Raw genomic sequence first — 22,597 nt, forward strand, 5'->3', positions numbered from 1 at the left:
ACTTTCAAAATCGTAAGACCCGTCTCCTATAGCATGGTCAGTTACTTCATCTGATATGCTACTGAACAAGGAAGAATATCAACTAAGCGGATCGGATGTAACGAATCCAGCCTGTTATAGACAGGACAAACAGCCCAAATGCCACGACAGCCGCAGCCGTAACGATACCTTCCAGCCAGCCTAGCCAGGCTGCTCCCAGTGAAAATCCCATTAGAATCCCTAGCGGAACGAACAACATCCGTACCATGGTCACACCTGCAAGATTTAACGCCTCGGAATCATAGGATACAAGCTGAACGTACTCCGAGGTTGCAAATACCTCCCAGGAACGATAAAAAAGTACGCTCAACATGATGACCAACAAGCCACACACAATTACATTGACCGGGAAAGGTGGTAAAGCAACGGCAGCGATCGAAAGGCCGCCAAGCTGCAAGTACAATTTCATGGTCGAGGAGTTACGAAAAAATGCTTTGAATGCCGTCTCAGCTGTCCGATTAGAGATCGTTCGATGACGCAGCAACTTGCGCTGCTTGCGGAATATGATCGTCCGGGTGCGTAGCGCTTTCGGTTTGGTTACAGATCGACTCAGTAAAAGGGCTGTGAACTTTAGCCTTTCTCGTAAATCTTCACGCACATCGCCCTCAAAGGTTCCCTTTATCTCCAGCCTCAATCGGCCAACCAAAATCAGAAGAAGGATTGCGGCCACAATACCTGCAAACAGTGTCCAGATGTGTCCATGCATCCAGGATGTTACCCCAATCATGATAATGCCCATGGCAACTGCTAAAGGGATCATGCGAATCCAGCGTCTCCATCCGGTATAACGTACTTTCGTCATATGAAGTACAATGACCTGGAATGAAGCTACTGCGCCAAACCAAATCGCTATTAGTGCGATATGGATAAATGACATGTCATACACACGGGACCATAGTGGTGAAGTCAACGCCGTAATTGCAATCATTTTACCCAAATGCTGCAAGCAAGCCCGGTAGATCCCTTGTTTCATCAATGTACGCATCCACAGCGACCGCGACTTCAGGAATAACACATCCGCTTCCTCTACAAATATAAGAATTCCACCTGTAAGCATAATGACGTCGATCAGTCCTGTCAGTGTAGGCAGCGTTAATCCGGTCGCCCATGTTGGCAGTGGTTTGGACCATAAAGTCACGTACCATCCGCTGAAATACAGCACACCCGGAATAAGGAGGTATACCCATACCGTCCAATCTACTACCAGTTTCAGGTTTTTCAATTGTTCATTGAAATGCTCCTTGCGTCTGCGTCTATATAAACCAAGTGGCGTGTATGCTCGAGAGGTCTCCATCTTTCTCCCCTTTCCCGGTTAGGATGTCAGTGTGTCAAAACAATCAAACAACGAGGCATCCGGCAATTCTGCGATTGCTCGTATTTCGTCCAGTGTTCCTTCGGCAGCAGAGCGCCCGGAATGAATAAGAATAAACCGATCACAGATTCGCTCAGCGGTATCCAGTACATGCGTTGACATAAGAACACCCGCACCACGGCGGCGCTCATCGTCCAGCAACTTCAGAAAATCCTTGGTTGCGCGTGGGTCCAGCCCGATGAAAGGCTCGTCCACAATATATACATCCGGCGAGGACAGGAAGCCAATCATCAGCATCATTTTCTGCCGCATCCCCTTGGAGAAACTGGTCGGAAGATCATTGCGGACGTGGTCCATGCCGAATCGAACCAACATCTCCTCCGCCCTGGAGACAAAGACCTCTTCCTCCATCTCATAGGCAGCCGCTGCCAGATCGAGATGTTCCCACAGGGTCATATATTCGTAAAACACAGGTTGTTCCGGGATATAGGCATAACGTCCGTCTCCCCCAATGGTTACTTCATACTTCGCATGTTCAAGCAGGCCAAGTAATGTTTTGATGGTAGTACTTTTGCCAGCCCCATTCGGTCCGATAATACCCACCAGTTCCCCCGGCGCCACGTGTAATCGGATGTTCCTTATCGTGGATTGCCCCGCCTCATATCCTGCTTCCGTAATATGTACGTCCAATATGGACTCCTGTGCGGCTGTATCTTCGTTTTCCATATCATTCACTCCCTGTCCTGTCAGGTGCTTGTTTGGTTCTTTATTGATATTGTAATCGAGTTCGTGAGGAATTGTTTGATCATTTTAAGCTTTTGTTCTTAAGTTGGATCATACTGTGAAAATACCTGAAAATGTGAGACCTGAAGTACTGGAAGCTTTTTTTGATGTTTTTGAAGAGGATGAATGACACAGCACAAGCTGGAGTGAAGAACTATTCTTTGTTGGACTCTGCTGTAAATAGCCCCCAACAAACTTTGTTTGGAGAAGATGCCTATCCTTCTATATTCGATAAAGCTAGTGCTTTATTAGAGTCTTTAGTTAAAAATCACTGCTTTCAAAATGGGAACAAAAGGACAGCTTATCTCGTGACCATATCGTTTTTGATGTTGAATGGTTACCATCTCCAAATGGAACGTCAATTTGCAGTAGAGTTCGTGGTCAATATTGCAGAGGGAAAGCACTCATTTGAAAGCATCGCAACTATATTAAAGGACCATTCAGTAGTGCGGTAGCATTATTTTATAATAAACGAAAAAAAGCAGGGGATCTGGATCCCCTGCTTCTTTATATTACAGTGAAAATCTCATATTTGCATACTCGTTTCACTCACCTGTAATCATGTAGTTTGCTGTAAGACTCCCGTCCATATCGTTCTTTTTTCGCCTACGAATCGCTACATAAATCACGCCAAGCAACGTCAGCAAAATGCCTGAACTGATAAAAGCCGGAATAACTCCGAATGAGGTCACCAGAAATCCACCTACCACCGGACCCATGATGTTACTGGCCGTCATGATGCTGCCAACCGTTCCAAACACACGCCCTGTCATAGATTCAGGCGTTTGCTCCTGAAGTAGAATTTGGAACGGAACAATGGCAAACCCAACCCCCACACCTGCCAAGGCAAATAACGATATCAGCAGTAAATTAGCGCCAAGACCAGCATGCGGCCATACTCCTACGATCATGCCTACTCCACCAATGACAAGACCCATCAATGATGTTCCAAGACCCATCTTGATTACATGCCCCGCCTTCTTCCACTTCTGAACACTCATCGCTGCAATTAACGTCCCAACACCGCTAGCCGCGACACACCATCCGAGCAGATCACTTGAAATACCAGGAAGCTGTCTGAACAGGACTACCGTCTGGGAATCCGCAAATTGCAGAAACAGAAGGGCTGAGGCAAGCAGGACTAAAGAGGTACCCACATGAGGAAGAGATGCGAGCATGCGGATGCCTTCCATTGTATCTTTCATAAACGTAGCTTTTTTACCTGCTGGAGCAACACCTGCTGTCTCTTCCCTTACTTGTTCTACGTTCTGATTCACAGATTGGATCACTCGTGCTCCAGGAATCCATAGCAAAATAATGCCTGAGATCAGAAAGGACGCGGAATCCAACACGAAACACCAGGTGATCCCAAAAGCGGCAACCAACAGCCCGCCAAGAGCCGGACCGATAATTTTGGACATCTGTTCAATCACCGAGCTGATGGACACCGCCTGCCCCAATTGCTCCTGCGGCACAATCTCCTTAAGCTTGCCGTTCTTGGCCGGTGAGAACACCACATCGAATAAAGACTTGAGAATAAGCAATACATACACATGCCAGATTTGATCCGCAAAAATGAGCCCTCCAACGATCACAATTCGCGCACCGTCTGCGCCGATCATCAGCCACTTGCGATTGACCCGGTCCGCCAGTGCCCCTGCAAATGGACCTGTAAGTAAGACAGGCAATGCTGCACAGAGCGTGGTGAATGTAATCTCCCATGGCGTGGCATTCCAGCGAATGCCCACCAGCGTAAGGATCGCAAGCAGGTGCAGCCAGTCTCCCAGATTGGAGATAGCCTGCGCAGCCATCAAAGTGATAAAAGATCGATTGTGCTTCAGGGGTCTTCGTTCCTGCATCGTTAATCCATTTGCCATCATTCTTCTCCTCCGCCCTCAACCCATTCATGATATGAATTTATTATAGAGAGCAGGCGGAGTTCCAACCTCCTGCCAGAGACGGAGAGGACGCGGCGCCTTCAGGATGATTTTCTCAGTACTTATTTTCAAATCTCATGAATGCTGACAATACGAAAAATGATTAAATTTTAATTGCTAAAAATGCAAATCTTGTGACATATCGCATGTTTTTCGTGCAAACAGATGCTTACAATAGAAATATGGCGAACCTTTGAATCGTCAAATGTAAATTCATCAACTCCAATAAATCTGAAAAGGCGGGATCAGTATGCTGGAATTACAGGAAATCGGAACCGAACGTTCTCTTCATCTGTACCGCACCTTGGCCCAGACATTTAAGAGCGTGAATGAACACGCTGTATCCGGAAGCAAAGTGCATGGCTTCAACCCCACCGCTTACGGGGTGCTCGAAGTGTTATATATGAAAGGAGCACAGCCCATTCAACAAGTCGGTGCACAGCTTCTGCTGCAAAGCGGGAATGTCACTTATGTCATTGACAAGCTGGAGCAAAAGGGACTTTTACATCGAAAACACTGTCCGCAGGACAGACGCATCATTTTCGTAGAATTGACCGAAGAAGGCCAGCGTACGATGGATGAGATCTATCCAGGCTACGCACACAAAATAGATCGTGCTGTCAGCGGTCTGAGCGAAGATGATAAGACATTGCTTTCTGAGCTGTTGGAAAGGCTTGCACTCGGTGCGGATCGTTTATCCGCAAACGGTTAAGGCCCACCCATATCACCTGATTCAAACTAAAAATAACCGGTTCGCCTTAATAGGCGGTACCGGTTATTCGAATTTGTTTATTAATCAAATCAAAGGTACAGAATCCACATCAACACCGTGAGGACAGCGACAACCAATCCACCTGCAATCAACAAATCGACAATGTAACTGGACAGACCTGAGCGGCTGTGACCCTCAATCTCTCTCTGAGTCTCTTCGTACTTTCTTTTGGCTTCATCTTCCTTGGACGAATTCAGATTATTGGGAAACATCACCCTCACCCCTACTCCAAATGAGATATCTATATTATCCTGTGCTGGTCTGCTGCTTCTGCTTACGAATTTTTTTCAAGATCCATCCCAGACCTGATTGCCACAGTAAAAAAACAAACGTTGTTGTTACTACGTATTGATAAGGGCCAGCATACTGAAAGGCATGCATTCTGTACACAAAGATGGAGAACAACAGCGCACTACCTACACCAAGAAGAAAATAAGCTACGATTGTACTTATTACCTTGGATATAGATCTGTTCATTTTCAGGGAAGCAAGCACACTGTCCGCAATTAACGATAAAGGCAGGATCAGAAACAGAAGAAGAGCCAAGTTGATAAGAATGCTTATGATCAATGTATACCAGAAGGGATAGTAATATGTATGTTCCGCTCGTTCTGCCAAGGGAACATATTTCATGAGTCCGACAACAATTGAGAGCGAAATGCAAGTCATAATGACTGCCAGCAGCTTGATTGAAAAGGATATTAACCAGAATGATTGCAGCGATTGCTTACTCATCTTAACTCGCCTCCCATTCCATTATTGTAAATTATAGATAATCCCTTCTAGAAAATAATAAACAAAAAAGCAGCCAAGAAACAGCTGCCCTAATCCAATGAATTTTCTTTTCACTTCGTTTACTTCGCTGAAGCTTGTGCTTGTGGCGGAGTATCTGCATCTTCGGGAACGATTAGCCGTTTGCGCAAGGCCAGTGTCGTCACCCATGAGATAATGGCAATGACAAACATGATGACAAACAAGGAATGCAGACTTCCTTCCAACACGTTACGCAGTAGCGCCCATTTGTCATCCGACAGAGCGGCATTCGTATGCGGAGCAAGCAGTTGATTCAGGTCCCCATTCGAAATCCCCGCCTCTGCCAGATGCTGTTCGCTCGACAACGTTGAAATTCGGTAATTTAACCATGTGCCGAAGGCTGCTGCACCAATGGTTTGTCCAAGCGTACGCATAAAGGTATGTAAGGCCGTGGAAGATCCACGTTCTTTATACCCAACCGACGACTGTGAAATGATCGTGAATATTGTAAAAGCAAATCCGAAGCCGAGTCCGTAAATAAAGGTCAAAATAAACAGTACGGCTTGGGGTGATGTTCCACCGACCAAGAAGAGTCCACCCGATCCAATGGCAATCCCGGTTAATCCAATCACCGCTGTTAAGCGTGATCCAATTTTCATTAGCAGACGGCCAGCAAGTACACTACCAATCAGCCAGCCAACAGACATCGGTGCAAGCAGCAATCCTGATTCAGTCGCGTTACCGCCCCGAACCCCCTGCACCCATAGTGGCAAATAACTGGTTAGGCCAATCATCAGGGTACTGGTCAGTAGTCCGGCGATATTCGCCACCCGGATGTCCCGAATACGGAATAGATGAAGAGGTACCATTGGGGCCTGGGCTCTTTTTTCCACCACAAAAAATAAAATCATAAACAAAACAGCTACGATACTCAGTCCCACAATAATAGGAGAACTCCAGGCATAATACTGTCCACCCGCGGACAATACAAAGAGCAATGCTGTAATACCAACGGTAAAGGTCAACGCACCCATATAGTCAATTTTCGCGGTACGCGGAGACATTTCTTCCTTCAAATAACGGAACACAAACCACATCGCCAGCAGTCCGAACGGCAAATTAAATCCAAAGATCCACTGCCAGCCCAGATTGTCTACGAAATAACCGCCCAGCAGCGGTCCGGCCAGAGATGAAATGCCCCACACGGAGCTGATCCAGCCCTGTATTTTGCCCCGTTCTTCAAGGCGGTAGATGTCACCAATAATCGTAAACGTAACAGGCACAACCGCACCTGCACCAATCCCTTGAATCGCACGAAAAATAATCAGTTGCTCCATGTTCTGCGAAAGGCAGCACAGAAGCGAGCCTAGTAAGAATAAGGCACAGCCAATCAGGAATACTGGCTTCCTTCCGTATAGATCACTGATTTTGCCGAAAATCGGCGTGCTCACAGCCATCGTCAACAGATAAGCAGTGAAAATCCAGCTCAACAGCTGCACACTTCCCAGCTCACTGACAATGGTTGGCCCTGCCGGACCAATGACTGTACCTTCAATTGCAGACAAAAAAGTCGCCAGCAGCAATCCCGCCAGGATGAAACTGCGGTTCAAACCTCCGGTTGTATTCACACAAACCCTTCTCTCTTCAATTCTCTATATAATTGGAACATTGATTTACACAGCCCACTACGAACCAGAACAACCTTTCGATCGCTGTTATCCCCGGATTTTTTTCATCTTTTATTTATCTCTCTTACGCAAAAACTCATCGTACAACAGGGAATACATCACCATATCCTTATATCCTGTAGACGTATGCTGCACCTGACGCAGCAGGCCTTCCCGCGTGAAACCGCGGTTCGTCAAAAACTCTCCCGAAGCAAGATTACGCGGATCAACCAGCGCTTCAATCCGATTGAGACCCATCGTCTCATACCCAAACGGTAACATAACCGAAAATGCTTCCGTCATATAACCGTGACGCCAGTAGTCGCGCCCCAGTTCATAACCGATCTCCCCACGGAATGCGCCTTCAAGTTGCCAAGTGTTATATCCGCAACTTCCGATGAGCTGGCCCGTCTCCTTGAGTTCAATACCCCAGCGAATCGCCTCCTCTTCTCCTGCCATATGGTTCAACAGCCCAATCATATCCGCAGCCTCACTTGTCCCGATCATGGGCGCCAAATTCATATAACGGGTCACTTCCCGGTCTGACCAGCAAGCGAACATCTGGGCCGCATCTCGGCGGCGCATTTTGCGCAGAAGCAACCGCCCTGTCTCTAATTCGGGAATTCTCCCTTTGCATTTGTACATGAAAAGACTCTCCGATCCGATCTATCCCACAGACCTCATATTCAATAGCCATCTAACCATAACCTGCACCGAATGGCAACTGTTCAGTCATCATTATCACGTCAAAAAACCGGGCCACTTCCGCTCCCGGTCTTGTTGTACGTATGGATCAACTCAAGTTTGTATCCTATTTCGGGATACCTTATCCAAATTTAAGTTCAGGCTGTAGACGTCTTCTTGCCCGTCCCCAGCAATTCGTCACTAACCCGGCCGAACACGGCTATGATTTCCTTAAACTCCTCAATGCCAGTCCCGGTAAGGCTCCATTGATCTCCATGGGCGGTCAGGAAATTTTCCTGTGTCAGATGCTCAAGCTCCTGCTTGATCTCCCGTTCTCCAACGCGATACCCCCGTTCTTCCAATAGAGGCAATGCGTCGCTAACAGTTAAATCCTGATTTTGAGCCAAATATAGAAGATGAATTCGTACAAAAAGATTCTGTACCTCTGCATGCATAAGCCAAGCTCCTTCCCGGGTTGTAGCCCGCCGTGGTTGCTAAGTATTTACCCCGCCCAGGAAGATGAGAAACAGGAGGTGTATTCATGCCTGACCTGCCCTTTCCGAAATCCTCCGCTTGACTAACCGCAGGCTCTGCACTATCTTGAAAATAAGTACCATTTTTGCTCGGGAGGGTGATTCAACATGTTTCAAGCTGTTTCTTATGAAGGAACACGAAGCGAGCAGCAAACCGCCGTCCTGGGACAGTTAAGTGCTCTGATCCGCGATGAACCTAGCGCTATTGCCAATCTGGCAAACGCTGCGGCGTTGCTCAATGTATTTATGACCGACACCAATTGGGTCGGATTCTATCTGTATGATGGAAAAGAACTTGTACTCGGTCCATTCCAGGGACTGCCTGCCTGCATCCGTATTCCACTTGGTCGCGGTGTATGCGGCACTTCTGCTGCGGAACGACGTACGATGGTCGTTGAAGATGTTCATGCCTTTCCAGGCCATATCGCCTGTGATGCCGCATCGAACAGTGAAATCGTTGTCCCAATTATCAAAAACGGCGAATTGTACGGGGTGCTCGACATCGATAGCCCGCTCAAAAACCGTTTTGACGATGAAGACCGTGTCTTTCTGGAAAAGGCGGTAAGCCTGATTACAGAGCAGCTGGAATTATCCTAACTGCCTGAAATACCATCTTAAGCTGATGGAGAGTTCATAGGCCTGACGATGATATGCAATAACAAAGAGCGCACTCCTCCTAGAGGATCTGCGCTCTTTGTTATGATTATTTTTCTTCACACCCATGTTCTGCTCGCCCAAGATACTTTATGCATCTAGGATAAATCCTGTTCCGCTTTAATCATCATCCCATCTCGCAAAAACTCGGCCAGCTTGGGGTGGTAGCCATCATACATCTGACGAAAATTTTTGTGCTCGACGTACAGATTGGCCAAATCCCGGTAAATCTCTGCTGTTGGGGTGTAATAATCCTTGATCCAATCCAGGTGTCTTCCAATAATCTGCTGTACTTCCGAGCAGCCGGGTTCTAACCCATCCTCAATAGCGCCCTGCAAGTCCAAGTGAATCCGGTCAATCTTCGCCTGTGAATCGAGAAAATCTTCCTTCGACTTCATCTCCTGCCCATCAGGCATTGTGGATTGCTCCGGTGAATTGGCGTTGTACTTCTGACTGTCCTCTGTCTGCATCCGTTCAGAATAGTCATTTTTTGACGCTTGGTCAGAGGTCGGTTCATTTAGAAGCTGGTGACGCCCCTTGTTGGAAAACCCGGCGTACAGTTCGTACTCATCCAGTTCCTGCTCTCCACGTAAGTAGGAGATGGTTTTGTCCAGTGTCTGAATCATTCCGTGCAGATGAAGTGCCTTCTCCAGCATCTCGAGCCGATGCTGCTGCATAATACGGATCATGTCACGGGGAGTATCCCTGAGCATGGGGCCGATCTCCTCCTCCTCCATGCCTACTTCTTTACAGAACAGAATCTGCTGTAGTCTCAGCAGCTCCGGCTTCTCATAGTAGATATCCTCGTCTTGACCAACGAAGGCTGGATTCAGCAGACCTGTCTCCGCATACTGTCCCAATTCACTCAGACTTACACCGGACATCCCGGATACATCAACCATGGAATATGCCATTTGAATACACCTCCTGTCTGGCCTGTAACTCCTAGGTTCAGGCTTGTTCATACTGCATTTTATTTAAATTTAAGTGAGATATTATAAAACTTCCAACAATTCTGTACCCCAGTAATCCGTTCATTTCTCAGGATGGATACACAATGCTTCGGTGATATGAACGGCATCTAATTGGTACATTTGCGGTATGATAAGTATTTATACCCTTCTCATCAGATGTGAACCCGGGGTTAATAAAGAAAGGCTATGTATTTTTTTACGGTAAGGGCTGAATGTAGAAAAGAAAAAAATCCCGCACCCCTAACTCGGGTACAGGATCATCTTGTTCTATTTTATCTCGAATATCCGCTCGTCCTAGGAGTGGATATTTAATTCTTGTTAAACATGACAAACTTCAATTCCGTCATTTCCTCTACAGCATATTTAACACCTTCACGTCCCACCCCGCTCTGCTTCACACCACCATAAGGCATATGATCCACTCGGAAAGTGGGAATATCGTTAATCATTACTCCGCCAGCTTCAATGTGGTCCGCTGCATGCAATGCAGTATGAATATCATTGGTAAACACACCCGCCTGAAGCCCGTAGATGGAATCATTCACTTGCTCGATGCCTTCTTCAACCGAATCCACCGTATTAATCACAACGATCGGGGCAAAGACCTCCTGACAAGACACCTTGGCATCCCGCGGAACGTTAACAAGCACGGTTGGACGTAATACGCCTCCCTCGGCTTCGCCGCCTGTTTCCACCTCAGCGCCTGCCTGCTTCGCTTCATCGATCCAATCCAGCGTACGCTGTACATCTTTGGATGTGATGAGCGCAGACACAACGGTATCTGGATTCAACGGGTCTCCAACCACGACTTTTTGGGCCGCTTCAGCAAAACGACGAATGAACTCATCCGCGATAGCGCTATGCACATAAATCCGCTGCAGCGAGATACATACCTGACCTTGGTAAGTAAAAGCTCCGGTCACACATCTCGGTACCACCTTGTCCAAATTGGCATCCGCGTCAATAATGACAGCTGCATTGGACCCTAGCTCCAATGTGACGCGTTTCAGTCCGGCTTTGCTGCGAATACTGGTGCCTACAGCCGGGCTGCCTGTAAACGTAATATGGGCCACGTCAGGATGTTCTACAAGCACATCACCAATCGTTTTGCCGTCACCACTCACTACATTCAATGCGCCATCCGGTAATCCCGCTTCCTGAAGCAAATTGGCAATATAATACGAGGACAGCGGTGTCTGCTCCGCAGGTTTCAACACAATCGTATTGCCTGCTGCCAGTGCCGGTCCTACTTTGTGAGCCACCAGGTTCATCGGAAAATTAAACGGCGTAATGGCTCCAATAACACCCAAAGGCTGCCTCATCGTGTAGCCTACGCGTCCTTCACCGCCTTTGGCTGCATCCATAGGAACCGTCTCTCCGGTGAGCCGCTTAGCTTCCTCTGCGGCGAAACGATACGTTTCCACCGTACGGTCAACCTCGGCGAGTGCCGCAGTAATCGGCTTTGCTGCCTCCAGCGCAATGATCCGTGCTGCTTCTTCCTTCCGTTCTTCCAGCAGGGTGGACAGCTTGTAAAGGATGTCTGCACGCTGATGGGCAGGCATTCTGCGCATCTCTTTGCCTGCCTGAACTGCGGCGGCAATCGCTGCTTCAACTTCCTCAGCTGTCGCCGAGGATACGTCTGCCAGTGTTTCTTTCGAGTACGGTGCCTGAAGTGCTATATAGTCTACTGATTCGGTGGGCTTGCCCCCGATGAACAGATGTTGTTTTTTCATTGTTGTATCCTCCATTCATGTTTAACGCAGCGTTATCCCATACCTATTTATACACCACTTTAGCATCATCAACACAAGAAAGTCATACCACTATTTTACAGTCATTACCGGACATCCTGCATGTTTCAAGACGCCGTGGCTGACACTGCCCACCACGATTTCAGCGAGCATGCTTTTCCCGGCCGTTCCCATCACAATGAGATCACAGTCTCTATCCTTCGCTACACGGCAGATCTCATTCACGGGATCACCAGCAATCAGCAAAGTTTCATAATGAACAGAACGCGCAGCTAACAATTCATTAACAGGTTGTATAATATGCTGTCCTTCTTCTGCGATCCTTGCTTCCAGATCCACACCCAGTGCGGGCTCATTCAGCGAGATCGAAGGATTAACGTGCACGATCATCAAGGAAGCCGGTTGTTTCAGACTTTCTGCCAGAACAACGGCTTGCTCCAAAGCCTTGTGTGCATGATCCGACCCATCGACAGCAACCAATATTCGTTTCAGCATTTTCCATTCCTCCTGTTCATTAATGCGTAATGGCAGCATCGATATCGCGCAGATGTCTGCGGCGTACCAGAAGCACAACGACCCCGATCAGAACCATCAATGCGCCAAAATAAAACGGTGTCTCCGGCAGGAACCACTCGGACAATTTACCAGCAAGCCAAGGTGCCAGCGCACCTCCAAGGAACCGTACAAAGCTGTATGCAGCCGAGGCCACAGAACGTTCCACTGGGGCAGCTTCCATAACTGCCGTTGTAATTAACGTGTTGTTGATCCCGAGGAATATCCCGGCAACGATAACGGCCACAATAACTGTTGTGGATGATCCCATTACCGTACCCACCGCCATTACCAGCAAATCAATGGCGAACAGGGTCAGCATAACGCTCATGGAAGGAACGGATCCGAATCGACGTTGCAGTCTTGGTGCTACAAAGACAGACGTGATCGCCAGCATCAGACCCCAACCGAAGAATACATAACCGAGTCCGTGTTCATCCAGATTCATGACATAAGGTGAATAAGCCATCAAGGTAAAGAAACCAAAGTTATACAGGAAGGCCGTGATCGCCAATGTTTTCAGTGAAGGATAACCCAGAGCTTTGAACGGATCGGACAAGGAACTACGCGTTTTCGGTTTGGCCATCTTAGGCAGCATAAACGTGATACTGATAAAAGCAATCGACATCAGAACAGCTACACCATAGAACGGGCCACGCCATGAGATGGAACCCAGTTCACCACCGAGCAATGGACCAACGGCAATCCCCAAACCAAGCGCTGCTTCATATAAAATAATCGCTTTGGCTGTCCCCGAAGTGGACAGTCCTACAATTGCGGATAATGCGGTTGCGATGAACAGGGCATTCCCCAGTCCCCAACCACCACGGTAACCGACGAGTGCACCTACAGTGTCAGAGGTTCCTCCGAGGAAAGAGAAAACAATGATCAGCAAAATCCCACTGAGCAGTGTCCACTTCACACCAATCCGGCTGGATACAACACCTGTAATCAGCATGGCTACCCCGGTAACCGCGTTATAACTTGTAAACAATAAAGATACCTGGCTTTTGGAAGCATGCAGCTGATCTGCAATCGCAGGCAGAATCGGGTCAACCAATCCCAGACCCATAAAGGAGATGATACAGGCGAAGGCTACTGCCCATACCGCTCTGGGCTGGGATAACAGACCTCCACGGGATGACGGCAATTCGTCAGGTAATGAGGGTTCTCTTTTCATACGTAATTCCTCCTGGTTCATAATTTATGTTGTGAAACAAATTGTGAAAAACAATGAAATACTCATTTTTATTTTCAGAAATATAGGAAAGAAAACGGCACAAATGACACCGGATCTCCCGGTGCTTATCGTGAAATACTAATTTAGCATTTTGCATAATTCGATGCATTCGCTTCGGGTACACGCTCTTTGGATTTATGCAAAATGCTCATTTATGTGTCATTCTCGTGCCCTTCTAATCGTCGAATGCCGTTCTGAACCCGTTCACGTAATTCCTCAAGTTCCTTCTGAACGGCGTGAATACTCTGAAGTTTCTGCTCGATCAGTTGCAGCTGGTCATCCAACGTCGTTTCCATCTTGGTGAGCTTCTCGATCCGTTCTCTCACCTCAGTGGTCTGTTGGTAGTCAAAACGCTGTTCGTTCAGCGCATCCGCCGTTGCCACATAGGTATGTAGCTCCTGAAGCGAGAAACCAAGCACTTCCTTCGCCCGAACCACCTTTTTGAGATAATCGATATCTTCCCGGGTGTATAATCGTGTGCCACCGTCCGTCCGCTGAGGTGAAGGCATAACACCGATCTCTTCGTAATACCGAATGGTACGCTTGGTCAAACCACATTCCTTGGCTACGTCATCGATTTTATATAAACTCATTTCCTTCACCTCACTTTCATATGTCTATAATGTTATGTACATAATTATATATATTATTAACGTTAACGTCAACGTTAGATTTTGGACTTGAATATGTAGTATGTCTCAAACATAGATAAATTATTGCAGTGGTAATTTTTACAATATGTTGTTAAAAGCAGTTCTCTGTTATCCTTCGCCTCTATAAGATGCAAAAAAGATCCGCTCGCGCGGATCTTCGTTCAGGTGCGATTTCATATTGGGTCTCTAAGCGCCTTGCTCCTTCTGTTCCTGTTGCTGGACACGCTGCATTTGCTTCAAACGGCCTTCGACTCTGGTAAACAGCCTGAATGTATAGAATCCTATAGCCACAAGACTTAGAACCAAAGCTCGTACATCCGTAAGCCAAAAACCGATTATGCCGAATACCGTAATAATCACACCAAACTGCATCATTAGATTGGCGCTATAACGTTGCGCTTCTTCCCATAACTCAGGATGACTCATTGCTCGCGGAGTACGATAACCATATACGCCATTAATCCTTTTCGGCGGCTTTTTGTACACCATTAATCCCAGAATGAAATAGCACACTCCGCATATAATCCCAACTACTGCTCCTGCCACAATGTTCTCCCCTAACTCCATTAAAAATACACCACAGATATTAAAACAAAAAAACGGCTCTACGTATATACGAAGAGCCGTCCGGATCGTTTCGTAAAACTTAGATGTCCTTCACCCGCAGTACACGCATAGCGTTCAGGACAGCCAGCACGGTCACTCCTACATCAGAGAATACCGCTTCCCACATGGTGGCAATGCCGAACACACCCAGTAGCAGGAAGATCGCTTTGACACCCAACGCAAAACCGATATTTTGCCAGACAATGGTTCGTGTCCGTTTTGCAATTCGGATCGCACTTGCCAGTCTGGATGGTTCATCCGTCATGATGACAACGTCTGCCGCTTCAATCGCGGCATCTGAACCAAGCCCACCCATCGCTACACCAACATCGGCACGAGCCAGCACCGGGGTATCATTAATACCGTCACCGACAAACACCATTTTCTCCTTCGGTGATTTGGCAGCTTCGAGACGCTCCAACTGTTCGACTTTATGCTGTGGCAACAGCTCAGCGTATACTTCATCGACACCCAGCTCACGCCCTACAGCTTCACCAACAGCCTTGGCATCCCCTGTCAGCATCACTGTTTTGCGGATACCTAGCTTCTTGAGTGCCTGAATGGCTGCCGCTGCATCATCCTTAACCTCATCGGCAATGATCAGGTGACCGACATACGAACCCGATTCTGCAACGTGCACCACCGTACCCACAGTTTGTGGAGTCGTGTAGGAAATACCTGACTGTTCCATCAATTTGGCATTACCTGCAAGCACTTCACGTCCATCCACACTGACTTTGATGCCATGTCCAGCTATCTCATCGTAATCGTCCACACCTTGGGTCCGGATATCCTTTGCCCAAGCTGTGCGAATGGATTCAGCAATCGGATGATTGGAATGAGCCTCGGCAATTGCAGCAAGCTCCATCAATTCATCTTCGTTACGCCCACCTTCTGGGCGAATAGCTGTTACTTTGAAAACACCTTTAGTTAGTGTACCCGTTTTATCGAAAACAACGACTTTGACATCGTTCAAGGCTTCAAGGTAGTTACTTCCTTTGATGAGAATACCGTTACGAGAGGCAGCTCCGATACCGCCGAAAAAACCAAGCGGAATGGAAACGACCAGCGCACACGGACAAGAGATCACAAGGAAGACCAGTGCACGATAGATCCAATCGGCGAATGTCGCACCACTGAGCACCAATGGTGGAACGAGCGCAATCAACGCGGCGAGAATGACAACAACCGGCGTGTAATAACGGGCGAATTTGCTAATAAAATGTTCCGTTTTGGCTTTGCGGCTGCTCGCATTCTGCACCAGATCCAAAATTTTGGATACCGTGGATTCACCAAAAGTTTTTGTTACTTCGATAGTTAACATTCCGTTTTTGTTCACGAATCCACTCAGAACATCACTACCCGGCTCTAACTCACGCGGAACTGACTCACCTGTCAGAGCGGAAGTGTCCACCATGGAACGACCTGCCTTAACAATCCCGTCCAGAGGTACTCGCTCACCCGCTTTAACCAAGATGCGGTCTCCAATACGTACTTCTTCCGGCGACACTCGCTTGGTCTCTTCTCCCGCGCCAATCAGCATATTGGCATAGTCCGGGCGAATATCCATCAGCGACTGGATCGACTTCCTTGACCGATTAACCGCCAGCCCCTGAAACAGCTCACCTAGCTGATAGAAGAGCATGACCGCAACACCTTCGGGGTATTGACCAATGGCAAAAGCACCGATGGTGGCCACGGACATCAGGAAGTATTCATCGAATACCTGACCGCGAATAATATTTTTGAACGCCTGGAGAACGATATCTCCCCCTGCGATCAGATAAGCGACAACATAGAGTGCAAGCTGCGCCCAGCCTTCCAGCGGAGACCAGATCGCGGCTGCTACCAAAATGGAGCCTGCCGCCAGGCGTGCAAGCAGCACCTTTGTCTGCCCAGCGCCATGTTCATGTGAGTGTCCGGCATGCGCATCGTCATGATCGTGACCGTCCGCATGACCGTGATCATGTCCGGCATGACTTCCATGATCATGCGTGTGATCTTGGGCTCCGTGATGATGACCGTGGTCATGGTCATGGGAGTGACCAGCATGATCGTGCCTACTCGGAGTATGCTCATGCGTGTGAGCTCCGCTACCTGCATGTGCGTGCACTTTGCCGTTAGCTTGGTTTATTGAATCAGCAGAACCACAACTGCCTTGTGATGATTTACCTTTTTCCGAAATACGAATATGCGGCTCCAGCCGAAGTACTTTGCGCTTCGCTTCTTCCACCACCTGCTCATCCATATCGGATGTGGTGTGCATGGATAAGGTTTTGGTCACAAAATTGACTGAGCAATCGGAAATGCCTTTAATTTTTTTGACGCCATTCTCAATCTTCAATGCGCAGTTCGCGCAATCCAATCCATCCAGCAGCAGTTCCCTTTTCACCTGTTCCTGTCCGGTTCCCATGTGAACTCTCCCCTTTGCAGTACGTAAATCAATATTATTATTCGTAATTTTTACGTTAAAATCAATATATGAGCAATCATTCATATGTTTTGTTAACCCTATTATATGCACGCTTAAACATGAGTGTCAACAATTCCGGTTGATTTTTCATACAGAATATGCTAATAGTAATCATTTCGCTTTAGACGTTTTTTGGATATAATAGGCTTATCGAAGAACATTTGATCAAATCAAAGGTTGAGTTAATATAGGTGGTGATAGGAAATGGAACAACCGGTTAAAGCTCCAGCCGATTGCGACGCGGCCTGCTCTGGAACAGAGGCTGACGTGCAGACCATTCGTGCTTCTCTCATGGATCGCGAGACCTCTTCCGAGATGGCTGATTGGTTCAAGGCTTTCAGCGACCCGACACGGCTTCGTATTATTGATGCGCTGTTGCAGAAGGAATTATGTGTGCACGATCTGACGGTGCTGCTCGATATGGGACAGTCGGCCATTTCGCACCAGCTGCGATCACTCCGCAACATGCGGATTGTCAAGCGGCGCAAAGAAGGCAAGACCGTGTATTATTCTCTGGATGATACACACATTGAGCAGATTTTCCTGCAGACGCTTCAACATATTAAACATGGCTAGGCATCAAGCCAGCCTGTTCACACAATAGAACCCCCGCCTCTCGGCTGTTAGCCGATGGACGGGGGTTCTGTTAAATGAGGGCACCGTTTTGCCAGAAAAAGAAAACTTCGGTTACAGTAGATTGTTATTTTTCGGATCATACAGACCGGATCGTTCCTTGAACCAGTTGAAGATATGCGACACACATACTTTCAGCACTGCGTATCCCGGAACAGCCAGCAGAATGCCCACTACACCGAACAGATTACCTGAAGTCAGAATGACAAAGATAATGGTAATGGGGTGAATTTTGAGCGTTTTGCCCATAATCTGAGGTGAGATGAATTTACCCTCAATTAATTGCACGATCGTCCACACCGCTACCATCTTCAGCAGCATCACCGGGGAAGTGACCAGAGCAACAATCAACGCAGGCGTGATCGCAATCGCAGGTCCCAGATACGGTACAACACTCGTGAACGATGCGATAATCGCAAGAATCAGCGCATAGTCCAGACCAATAATCATATAACCGATGTATAGCAGAATACCAATGCAGAAGCTAACGATAATCTGTCCACGAATGAACGAACTGATCTGGTGATTGATATCTTCCAGCACATGCATTGCACCTGTACGACTCTTGATTGGCAGGAAAGACAGAATTTTCGATGGAAGCTTCTTGCCGTCTTTCAGCAGATAGAACAGGATAAACGGAACCGTTACAATGGACAGCACCGTCTCGGTGAACGCTCCGAGGAATCCGCCCAATTTGTTCCAGGTTGAGTTCAGAATGTCAGTGGCTTTCTGGGAAATCGTGCCCCACCAGTCCTGAGAATTCAAATTGACTGTCTCCTGGAACTGACCGAACAGCTTGCTGCCCGTAAGCTGCTCAAACTGCTGTTTGACCGTCTCACTGTACGTTGGAAAATTTTCAATCAGACTCGTAATCTGGTTACGTACGACCGGAATGACCGCCAGTACCACGACTGTCAGGATGCCCCCGATAGCCAGATATAAGATCAGAATGGACCAGCCACGCTTGATTTTCCATTTCTCCATGACATCCACAATCGGATTCAGCAGGTAATAGAGAATACCCGACAGAATAATCGGCAGCACAATCGTCTTGATCAGCACCGCGAGCGGGTGCAAAACAAAGGATACTTTGGTAAGAACCATTACGTTCAGTCCTACCAGCAGTAAAATTAACAGAAAAAGCACGAACTTATTATTCAGAAAAAATCGTTTAAACCGATCTGGCCAAATGCGGGGTTGCTCGGGTTGCTCCATAGGCGTGTCTTCCTCTCTTATGTATCCTTTATCAAAGCATAAGCTGTAAACCTGCATGTTTCTTGACTGCGCATAAAGTTGCTTGTACAAGCCAACATATGTATAACACATTGAGTTTATACGTATGGCGCTGTTTAACCGTTTCAAATTAGACCGGTAAGTTCATTTTACCCTAAAAAGAACCTTCTGCCCCATACAACTCCTTTGAATAATTTCCCTACCAAAAAACGGCTCGCCTCCGAAGAGACAAACCGTTAATATGTCAGCGGCATGCAAGCCTTTTGTTCACGTCCGCTGTTGCATTTATGCTTTTCCCGCCAGTTGTGCGATCAGCTCATACGAGTGTAAACGTGCCTGATGATCATAGATCATCGACGTAATAATCAGCTCATCCGCTTGGGTCTGAGCAATAAATGATTCCAGTTGACCACGCACGGTCTCCGGAGAGCCGTTCACAGCTGCTTTTAGCGTCTGCTCTACACCAGCTTTCTCACGATCCGTCCATTTGCCTTCCATATCGGCTGGTGGCTGCACTAATCCGGTTGTCCCACGAATAATGTTCAAGAACTGCTGCTGCATCGTTGTGCCAAGCCATGCTGCTTCTTCGTCAGTGTCCGCCACGACAGCATTTACACCCACAATAACATGGGGTTCCTTCAAGTGATCGGATGGTTGGAAGCTGCTCCGATACGTTTCAAGTGCAATCCGGGTGTAATCCGGTGAGAAGTGGCTGGCAAAAGCAAACGGCAATCCCAGCTGTCCGGCGAGACGAGCACTGAAATCACTGGAGCCGAGCAGGTAAATCGGGATATTCAACCCTTCACCGGGTACAGCGCGAACAGGCGCGTGATACGATGTAGCAGAAGCATCGAAGTATGCTCTAAGTTCAGCCAGCAATTCGGGGAAATCTTCACCACTGTTCAGGTCTTTACGCAAAGCAAGAGACGTACGTCGGTCACTTCCCGGTGCACGGCCCAGCCCAAGGTCAATACGGCCTGGATAGAGTGACTCTAACGTGCCAAACTGTTCGGCAATAACAAGCGGCGCATGGTTAGGCAGCATGATTCCGCCTGAACCGAGACGAATGGTCTTCGTTCCACCTGCAAGGTAACCAATGACAACCGAAGTCGCGGAAGAAGCGATGCCTGGCATGTTGTGGTGTTCCGCTACCCAGTAACGGTGATATCCCCAACGCTCTGCGTGCTGAGCAAGATCCAGACTGTTGCGAAGCGCATCCGCAGGTGTGGCACCTACTACGACAGGAGCCAAATCCAGTATGGACAATTTAACGTCGTTAATAAGTTTTTTATGGGATGAAGCTGTGTTTTCGGTAGACATAATAGAAACTTCTCCTCTTTGTTCATATTTTTATTTTTGTATATCCAGATATATAGATGTAAAAGCGCAAAAAAATGATGTCACAGAGCTGCTCCTCTAGCCGTTTACATCCGGACGGAATACCCGCCTGCACCTGCATTCTTGCTTCCGTCTCGGCGTCCGGCTTATAGCTCGTGCTGTACGTACTCGGCAAATTGACGAATGGTTTCTTCGTTCCGGCGATAATACGTCCACTGTCCCCTACGCTCAGAGATCAGCAACCCGGCTTTGAGCATGGTCAGCAGATAGCTGGATATGACGGATTGAGCCAGTCCGGCCTTCACCTGAATCGTTCCAACACATATGCCGCTCTTTCCTGCATCCGGATGCTGGGATAACTCCAGCGGTGGAAAGTGTTGCTCCGGGTTTTTGAGCCACAACAGAATCTGTCGACGTGTCTCGTTGGATAATGCTTTGAATATGAGTATAGGTTCCATGGGTAAGATTATACCGCCTTTCTTTCATTTTGCAAACCAAACAGACCGATTCAACGAACGAACCGGCCTGCCAATAAATACAAGTGAATACGTTTAGAACTTGGTGCTGACCGTTTCTTTTACTTGTTCCAGCATGGACTAATAAGCTTAATCAATCCACTGCGTGATTTTATCTAAAGGCTGACGGGATTTCTCGCGTGGCGGATCTTCCGCCCGATAACCGAAGGCTGCCATGACGGAAACATCCCATTGTCCATCCTCAAGCAAACCTTCCTCTTCCAGAATACGATGTACGTCTTCATATCTAAACCCTTCAATTGGGCAGGAATCGATACCAATCAGCGCTGCCGCAGTCATCATATTACCGAGAGCGATGTAGGTCTGTTTGGACGCCCAGTCAAATAAAGTACGCGGGTTCTCAAGCATTCGTTGGTTCTTTTGAAATTTGCCATAAGCTTCACGGGTCAGCTCAAATACGTCATCCGGCATGCCCTTGATTTCTTTCAGCATATATTCCGCGTAAGGCGAGTTATAACTCGCCTCAGACCGCGCCAGAATGACAATAAAATGGCTTGCCTTCGCCAATTGTTTCTGAGCCCCGGAAGATACTTCGGACAGACGCTTACGGAAGTCCGGGTTCTGCACAATCAGAAATTTCCATGGTTCCAAACCAATTGAGCTTGGCGACAACCGTCCCGTTTCTAGAATAAACTCAAAATCTTCTGCCGAAATGATACGTGAAGCATCAAACTGTTTGGTTGCATGCCGAAAATAGTAAGCGTTCAAAATATTTTCTTTCGTAATGGCTTTTGCCGAGAATTCCATATGATCTGCACATCCTTTTCTTGTTTATGTTCCTGTTTATGCTCTGAACTTGAATACCTGAGTATTATTTTAGAGTTTATAATCAAAATATAAAAGTACGCACAATAATGTTTCTTAGTATATAAAAGTAACTATTATTTCTAACAAGGTTTTTTCGATAATCAAGTGCATGCCCTGTTGTAACAAAAAAACAAGTCGCCATGGATCTGCTGCTCCCCAAGGCGACTTACCTGTAATTCGTATCAGAGATTATTGTGATTACGACAATTACAACTGTTCCATGAACTCATTTTCCGAGATAACCGTAAATCCCTCTTGCCGCAGCAAAGCAGAAGTAACCCCTTCGCCCACGACTTTGTGGTTGGCAAAGTTGCCATCGTAGATCATCTGTGTACCGCAGGAAGGACTGAATTCTTTAAGCACCACACAGGTGACATCCAGTTTTTGCGCCCATTCAAGTGTCTGATAGGCTCCTTTAATGTACAGATCCGTGACGTCATTGCCACTCTTCTCAATTACCTTGGCTGTACCTGCCAGCACATCCTTACCCGTACCGCCGATAATTTCAGCTGGCTCCCGCGGGGTGGAAAATCCTCCAAGCAGCTCCGGGCAGACCATCTTCGCCTGTTCCTGCTCCACAAGCTCCTGAATCTTTGCATCCAGACTCGCTGTTCCGTTGTAACGGCAGGCTACGCCCGCAAGACATGAACTCACCAAATATTTCATC

Annotated in this window: 24 protein-coding genes; 4 read left to right on the forward strand and 20 right to left on the reverse strand. The window is 47.4% G+C overall.

The features are described from left to right. Positions 1 to 82: 82 nt before the first annotated feature. Positions 83 to 1,333, reverse strand: coding sequence for an ABC transporter permease (locus tag gpAD87_RS29365; protein ID WP_064642413.1), 1,251 nt, complete (start codon positions 1,331 to 1,333; stop codon positions 83 to 85). 18 nt (positions 1,334 to 1,351) lie between these two features. Further along, positions 1,352 to 2,077 carry an ABC transporter ATP-binding protein gene (locus tag gpAD87_RS29370; protein WP_064642415.1) on the reverse strand — a complete coding sequence of 242 codons (726 nt, stop codon included), beginning with the start codon at positions 2,075 to 2,077 and terminating at the stop codon, positions 1,352 to 1,354. 179 nt (positions 2,078 to 2,256) lie between these two features. On the opposite strand from gpAD87_RS29370, the gene gpAD87_RS29375 reads away from it, so the two are divergent. Continuing rightward, a complete protein-coding gene (locus gpAD87_RS29375; RefSeq protein ID WP_231952933.1) occupies positions 2,257 to 2,589 on the forward strand; it encodes a type II toxin-antitoxin system death-on-curing family toxin in 333 nt (110 codons plus the stop codon). 90 nt (positions 2,590 to 2,679) lie between these two features. On the opposite strand, the gene gpAD87_RS29380 is transcribed toward gpAD87_RS29375, so the two are convergent. Next, positions 2,680 to 4,014, reverse strand: coding sequence for an MFS transporter (locus tag gpAD87_RS29380; RefSeq protein ID WP_231952936.1), 1,335 nt, complete (start codon positions 4,012 to 4,014; stop codon positions 2,680 to 2,682). Between the two features lie 307 nt (positions 4,015 to 4,321). Between gpAD87_RS29380 and gpAD87_RS29385 the strand changes: the two genes are divergently transcribed. After that, on the forward strand, positions 4,322 to 4,783 hold the full coding sequence (locus gpAD87_RS29385; RefSeq protein ID WP_024632985.1) for a MarR family winged helix-turn-helix transcriptional regulator: 462 nt from the start codon (positions 4,322 to 4,324) through the stop codon (positions 4,781 to 4,783). Between the two features lie 89 nt (positions 4,784 to 4,872). On the opposite strand, the gene gpAD87_RS29390 is transcribed toward gpAD87_RS29385, so the two are convergent. From gpAD87_RS29390 to gpAD87_RS29410, 5 genes are all read right to left on the reverse strand, one after another. Beyond that, on the reverse strand, positions 4,873 to 5,055 hold the full coding sequence (locus tag gpAD87_RS29390; RefSeq protein ID WP_063567815.1) for a hypothetical protein: 183 nt from the start codon (positions 5,053 to 5,055) through the stop codon (positions 4,873 to 4,875). A gap of 34 nt (positions 5,056 to 5,089) precedes the next feature. Next, positions 5,090 to 5,578: a hypothetical protein gene (locus tag gpAD87_RS29395; protein ID WP_064642420.1), complete on the reverse strand. Its 489-nt coding sequence runs from the start codon at positions 5,576 to 5,578 to the stop codon at positions 5,090 to 5,092. A gap of 119 nt (positions 5,579 to 5,697) precedes the next feature. Then, positions 5,698 to 7,206 (reverse strand): MDR family MFS transporter, encoded by a 1,509-nt coding sequence (locus gpAD87_RS29400; protein WP_082935424.1) that lies wholly within the window; start codon positions 7,204 to 7,206, stop codon positions 5,698 to 5,700. A 129-nt stretch (positions 7,207 to 7,335) separates the two neighbouring features. Continuing rightward, complete coding sequence (locus tag gpAD87_RS29405) at positions 7,336 to 7,908, reverse strand: GNAT family N-acetyltransferase (RefSeq protein WP_064642426.1); 573 nt, start codon at positions 7,906 to 7,908, stop codon at positions 7,336 to 7,338. Between the two features lie 197 nt (positions 7,909 to 8,105). Next, entirely contained in the window at positions 8,106 to 8,402 is a 297-nt protein-coding gene (locus tag gpAD87_RS29410) for a hypothetical protein (protein WP_064642428.1), read from the reverse strand. A gap of 186 nt (positions 8,403 to 8,588) precedes the next feature. Between gpAD87_RS29410 and gpAD87_RS29415 the strand changes: the two genes are divergently transcribed. Continuing rightward, positions 8,589 to 9,077 carry a GAF domain-containing protein gene (locus gpAD87_RS29415; protein WP_064642430.1) on the forward strand — a complete coding sequence of 163 codons (489 nt, stop codon included), beginning with the start codon at positions 8,589 to 8,591 and terminating at the stop codon, positions 9,075 to 9,077. A gap of 155 nt (positions 9,078 to 9,232) precedes the next feature. On the opposite strand, the gene gpAD87_RS29420 is transcribed toward gpAD87_RS29415, so the two are convergent. From gpAD87_RS29420 to gpAD87_RS29450, 7 genes are all read right to left on the reverse strand, one after another. Continuing rightward, positions 9,233 to 10,048 carry a MerR family transcriptional regulator gene (locus tag gpAD87_RS29420; RefSeq protein ID WP_064642432.1) on the reverse strand — a complete coding sequence of 272 codons (816 nt, stop codon included), beginning with the start codon at positions 10,046 to 10,048 and terminating at the stop codon, positions 9,233 to 9,235. A gap of 368 nt (positions 10,049 to 10,416) precedes the next feature. Beyond that, complete coding sequence (locus gpAD87_RS29425) at positions 10,417 to 11,841, reverse strand: aldehyde dehydrogenase family protein (RefSeq protein WP_090953953.1); 1,425 nt, start codon at positions 11,839 to 11,841, stop codon at positions 10,417 to 10,419. A gap of 90 nt (positions 11,842 to 11,931) precedes the next feature. Further along, a complete protein-coding gene (locus gpAD87_RS29430; protein WP_064642436.1) occupies positions 11,932 to 12,354 on the reverse strand; it encodes a universal stress protein in 423 nt (140 codons plus the stop codon). A gap of 19 nt (positions 12,355 to 12,373) precedes the next feature. Next, positions 12,374 to 13,591, reverse strand: coding sequence for an MFS transporter (locus gpAD87_RS29435; RefSeq protein WP_064642438.1), 1,218 nt, complete (start codon positions 13,589 to 13,591; stop codon positions 12,374 to 12,376). A 212-nt stretch (positions 13,592 to 13,803) separates the two neighbouring features. Further along, the gene (locus gpAD87_RS29440) at positions 13,804 to 14,244 is read right to left on the reverse strand and encodes a helix-turn-helix domain-containing protein (protein WP_064642440.1); all 441 of its coding nucleotides are present in this window, start codon (positions 14,242 to 14,244) and stop codon (positions 13,804 to 13,806) included. Positions 14,245 to 14,490: 246 nt separating this feature from the next. After that, positions 14,491 to 14,850, reverse strand: coding sequence for an SdpI family protein (locus gpAD87_RS29445; RefSeq protein ID WP_161490650.1), 360 nt, complete (start codon positions 14,848 to 14,850; stop codon positions 14,491 to 14,493). A gap of 100 nt (positions 14,851 to 14,950) precedes the next feature. Then, positions 14,951 to 17,323, reverse strand: a complete 2,373-nt coding sequence (locus gpAD87_RS29450; protein ID WP_064642443.1) for a heavy metal translocating P-type ATPase — start codon at positions 17,321 to 17,323, stop codon at positions 14,951 to 14,953. 264 nt (positions 17,324 to 17,587) lie between these two features. On the opposite strand from gpAD87_RS29450, the gene gpAD87_RS29455 reads away from it, so the two are divergent. Continuing rightward, complete coding sequence (locus gpAD87_RS29455) at positions 17,588 to 17,959, forward strand: ArsR/SmtB family transcription factor (protein ID WP_064642445.1); 372 nt, start codon at positions 17,588 to 17,590, stop codon at positions 17,957 to 17,959. 111 nt (positions 17,960 to 18,070) lie between these two features. Here the strand turns inward: gpAD87_RS29455 and gpAD87_RS29460 are convergent, their stop codons facing one another. From gpAD87_RS29460 to gpAD87_RS29480, 5 genes are all read right to left on the reverse strand, one after another. After that, positions 18,071 to 19,231, reverse strand: coding sequence for an AI-2E family transporter (locus gpAD87_RS29460; protein WP_063567801.1), 1,161 nt, complete (start codon positions 19,229 to 19,231; stop codon positions 18,071 to 18,073). A gap of 303 nt (positions 19,232 to 19,534) precedes the next feature. Continuing rightward, positions 19,535 to 20,569, reverse strand: coding sequence for an LLM class flavin-dependent oxidoreductase (locus tag gpAD87_RS29465; RefSeq protein WP_064642447.1), 1,035 nt, complete (start codon positions 20,567 to 20,569; stop codon positions 19,535 to 19,537). Positions 20,570 to 20,733: 164 nt separating this feature from the next. Next, positions 20,734 to 21,045, reverse strand: coding sequence for an ArsR/SmtB family transcription factor (locus gpAD87_RS29470; RefSeq protein WP_063567799.1), 312 nt, complete (start codon positions 21,043 to 21,045; stop codon positions 20,734 to 20,736). A 147-nt stretch (positions 21,046 to 21,192) separates the two neighbouring features. Then, on the reverse strand, positions 21,193 to 21,870 hold the full coding sequence (locus tag gpAD87_RS29475) for an NAD(P)H-dependent oxidoreductase (RefSeq protein WP_064642449.1): 678 nt from the start codon (positions 21,868 to 21,870) through the stop codon (positions 21,193 to 21,195). Positions 21,871 to 22,137: 267 nt separating this feature from the next. Continuing rightward, complete coding sequence (locus gpAD87_RS29480) at positions 22,138 to 22,596, reverse strand: DUF523 domain-containing protein (RefSeq protein WP_063567797.1); 459 nt, start codon at positions 22,594 to 22,596, stop codon at positions 22,138 to 22,140. Position 22,597 lies beyond the last annotated feature (1 nt).

This window comes from Paenibacillus sp. AD87, assembly GCF_001659845.1.
Lineage (GTDB): Bacteria > Bacillota > Bacilli > Paenibacillales > Paenibacillaceae > Paenibacillus > Paenibacillus marchantiae.

Bases quoted from the DNA above. Each gene is read 5' to 3' on its own strand.
- gpAD87_RS29370 (WP_064642415.1), bottom strand. From the start codon at position 2,077: ATGGAAAACGAAGATACAGCCGCACAGGAGTCCATATTGGACGTACAT.
- gpAD87_RS29455 (WP_064642445.1), top strand. From the start codon at position 17,588: ATGGAACAACCGGTTAAAGCTCCAGCCGATTGCGACGCGGCCTGCTCT.
- gpAD87_RS29385 (WP_024632985.1), top strand. From the start codon at position 4,322: ATGCTGGAATTACAGGAAATCGGAACCGAACGTTCTCTTCATCTGTAC.
- gpAD87_RS29475 (WP_064642449.1), bottom strand. From the start codon at position 21,870: ATGGAATTCTCGGCAAAAGCCATTACGAAAGAAAATATTTTGAACGCT.
- gpAD87_RS29415 (WP_064642430.1), top strand. From the start codon at position 8,589: ATGTTTCAAGCTGTTTCTTATGAAGGAACACGAAGCGAGCAGCAAACC.
- gpAD87_RS29380 (WP_231952936.1), bottom strand. From the start codon at position 4,014: ATGATGGCAAATGGATTAACGATGCAGGAACGAAGACCCCTGAAGCAC.
- gpAD87_RS29395 (WP_064642420.1), bottom strand. From the start codon at position 5,578: ATGAGTAAGCAATCGCTGCAATCATTCTGGTTAATATCCTTTTCAATC.
- gpAD87_RS29440 (WP_064642440.1), bottom strand. From the start codon at position 14,244: ATGAGTTTATATAAAATCGATGACGTAGCCAAGGAATGTGGTTTGACC.
- gpAD87_RS29405 (WP_064642426.1), bottom strand. From the start codon at position 7,908: ATGTACAAATGCAAAGGGAGAATTCCCGAATTAGAGACAGGGCGGTTG.
- gpAD87_RS29480 (WP_063567797.1), bottom strand. From the start codon at position 22,596: ATGAAATATTTGGTGAGTTCATGTCTTGCGGGCGTAGCCTGCCGTTAC.
- gpAD87_RS29365 (WP_064642413.1), bottom strand. From the start codon at position 1,333: ATGGAGACCTCTCGAGCATACACGCCACTTGGTTTATATAGACGCAGA.
- gpAD87_RS29430 (WP_064642436.1), bottom strand. From the start codon at position 12,354: ATGCTGAAACGAATATTGGTTGCTGTCGATGGGTCGGATCATGCACAC.
- gpAD87_RS29390 (WP_063567815.1), bottom strand. From the start codon at position 5,055: ATGTTTCCCAATAATCTGAATTCGTCCAAGGAAGATGAAGCCAAAAGA.
- gpAD87_RS29465 (WP_064642447.1), bottom strand. From the start codon at position 20,569: ATGTCTACCGAAAACACAGCTTCATCCCATAAAAAACTTATTAACGAC.
- gpAD87_RS29375 (WP_231952933.1), top strand. From the start codon at position 2,257: ATGAATGACACAGCACAAGCTGGAGTGAAGAACTATTCTTTGTTGGAC.
- gpAD87_RS29420 (WP_064642432.1), bottom strand. From the start codon at position 10,048: ATGGCATATTCCATGGTTGATGTATCCGGGATGTCCGGTGTAAGTCTG.
- gpAD87_RS29460 (WP_063567801.1), bottom strand. From the start codon at position 19,231: ATGGAGCAACCCGAGCAACCCCGCATTTGGCCAGATCGGTTTAAACGA.
- gpAD87_RS29410 (WP_064642428.1), bottom strand. From the start codon at position 8,402: ATGCATGCAGAGGTACAGAATCTTTTTGTACGAATTCATCTTCTATAT.
- gpAD87_RS29425 (WP_090953953.1), bottom strand. From the start codon at position 11,841: ATGAAAAAACAACATCTGTTCATCGGGGGCAAGCCCACCGAATCAGTA.
- gpAD87_RS29435 (WP_064642438.1), bottom strand. From the start codon at position 13,591: ATGAAAAGAGAACCCTCATTACCTGACGAATTGCCGTCATCCCGTGGA.
- gpAD87_RS29470 (WP_063567799.1), bottom strand. From the start codon at position 21,045: ATGGAACCTATACTCATATTCAAAGCATTATCCAACGAGACACGTCGA.
- gpAD87_RS29450 (WP_064642443.1), bottom strand. From the start codon at position 17,323: ATGGGAACCGGACAGGAACAGGTGAAAAGGGAACTGCTGCTGGATGGA.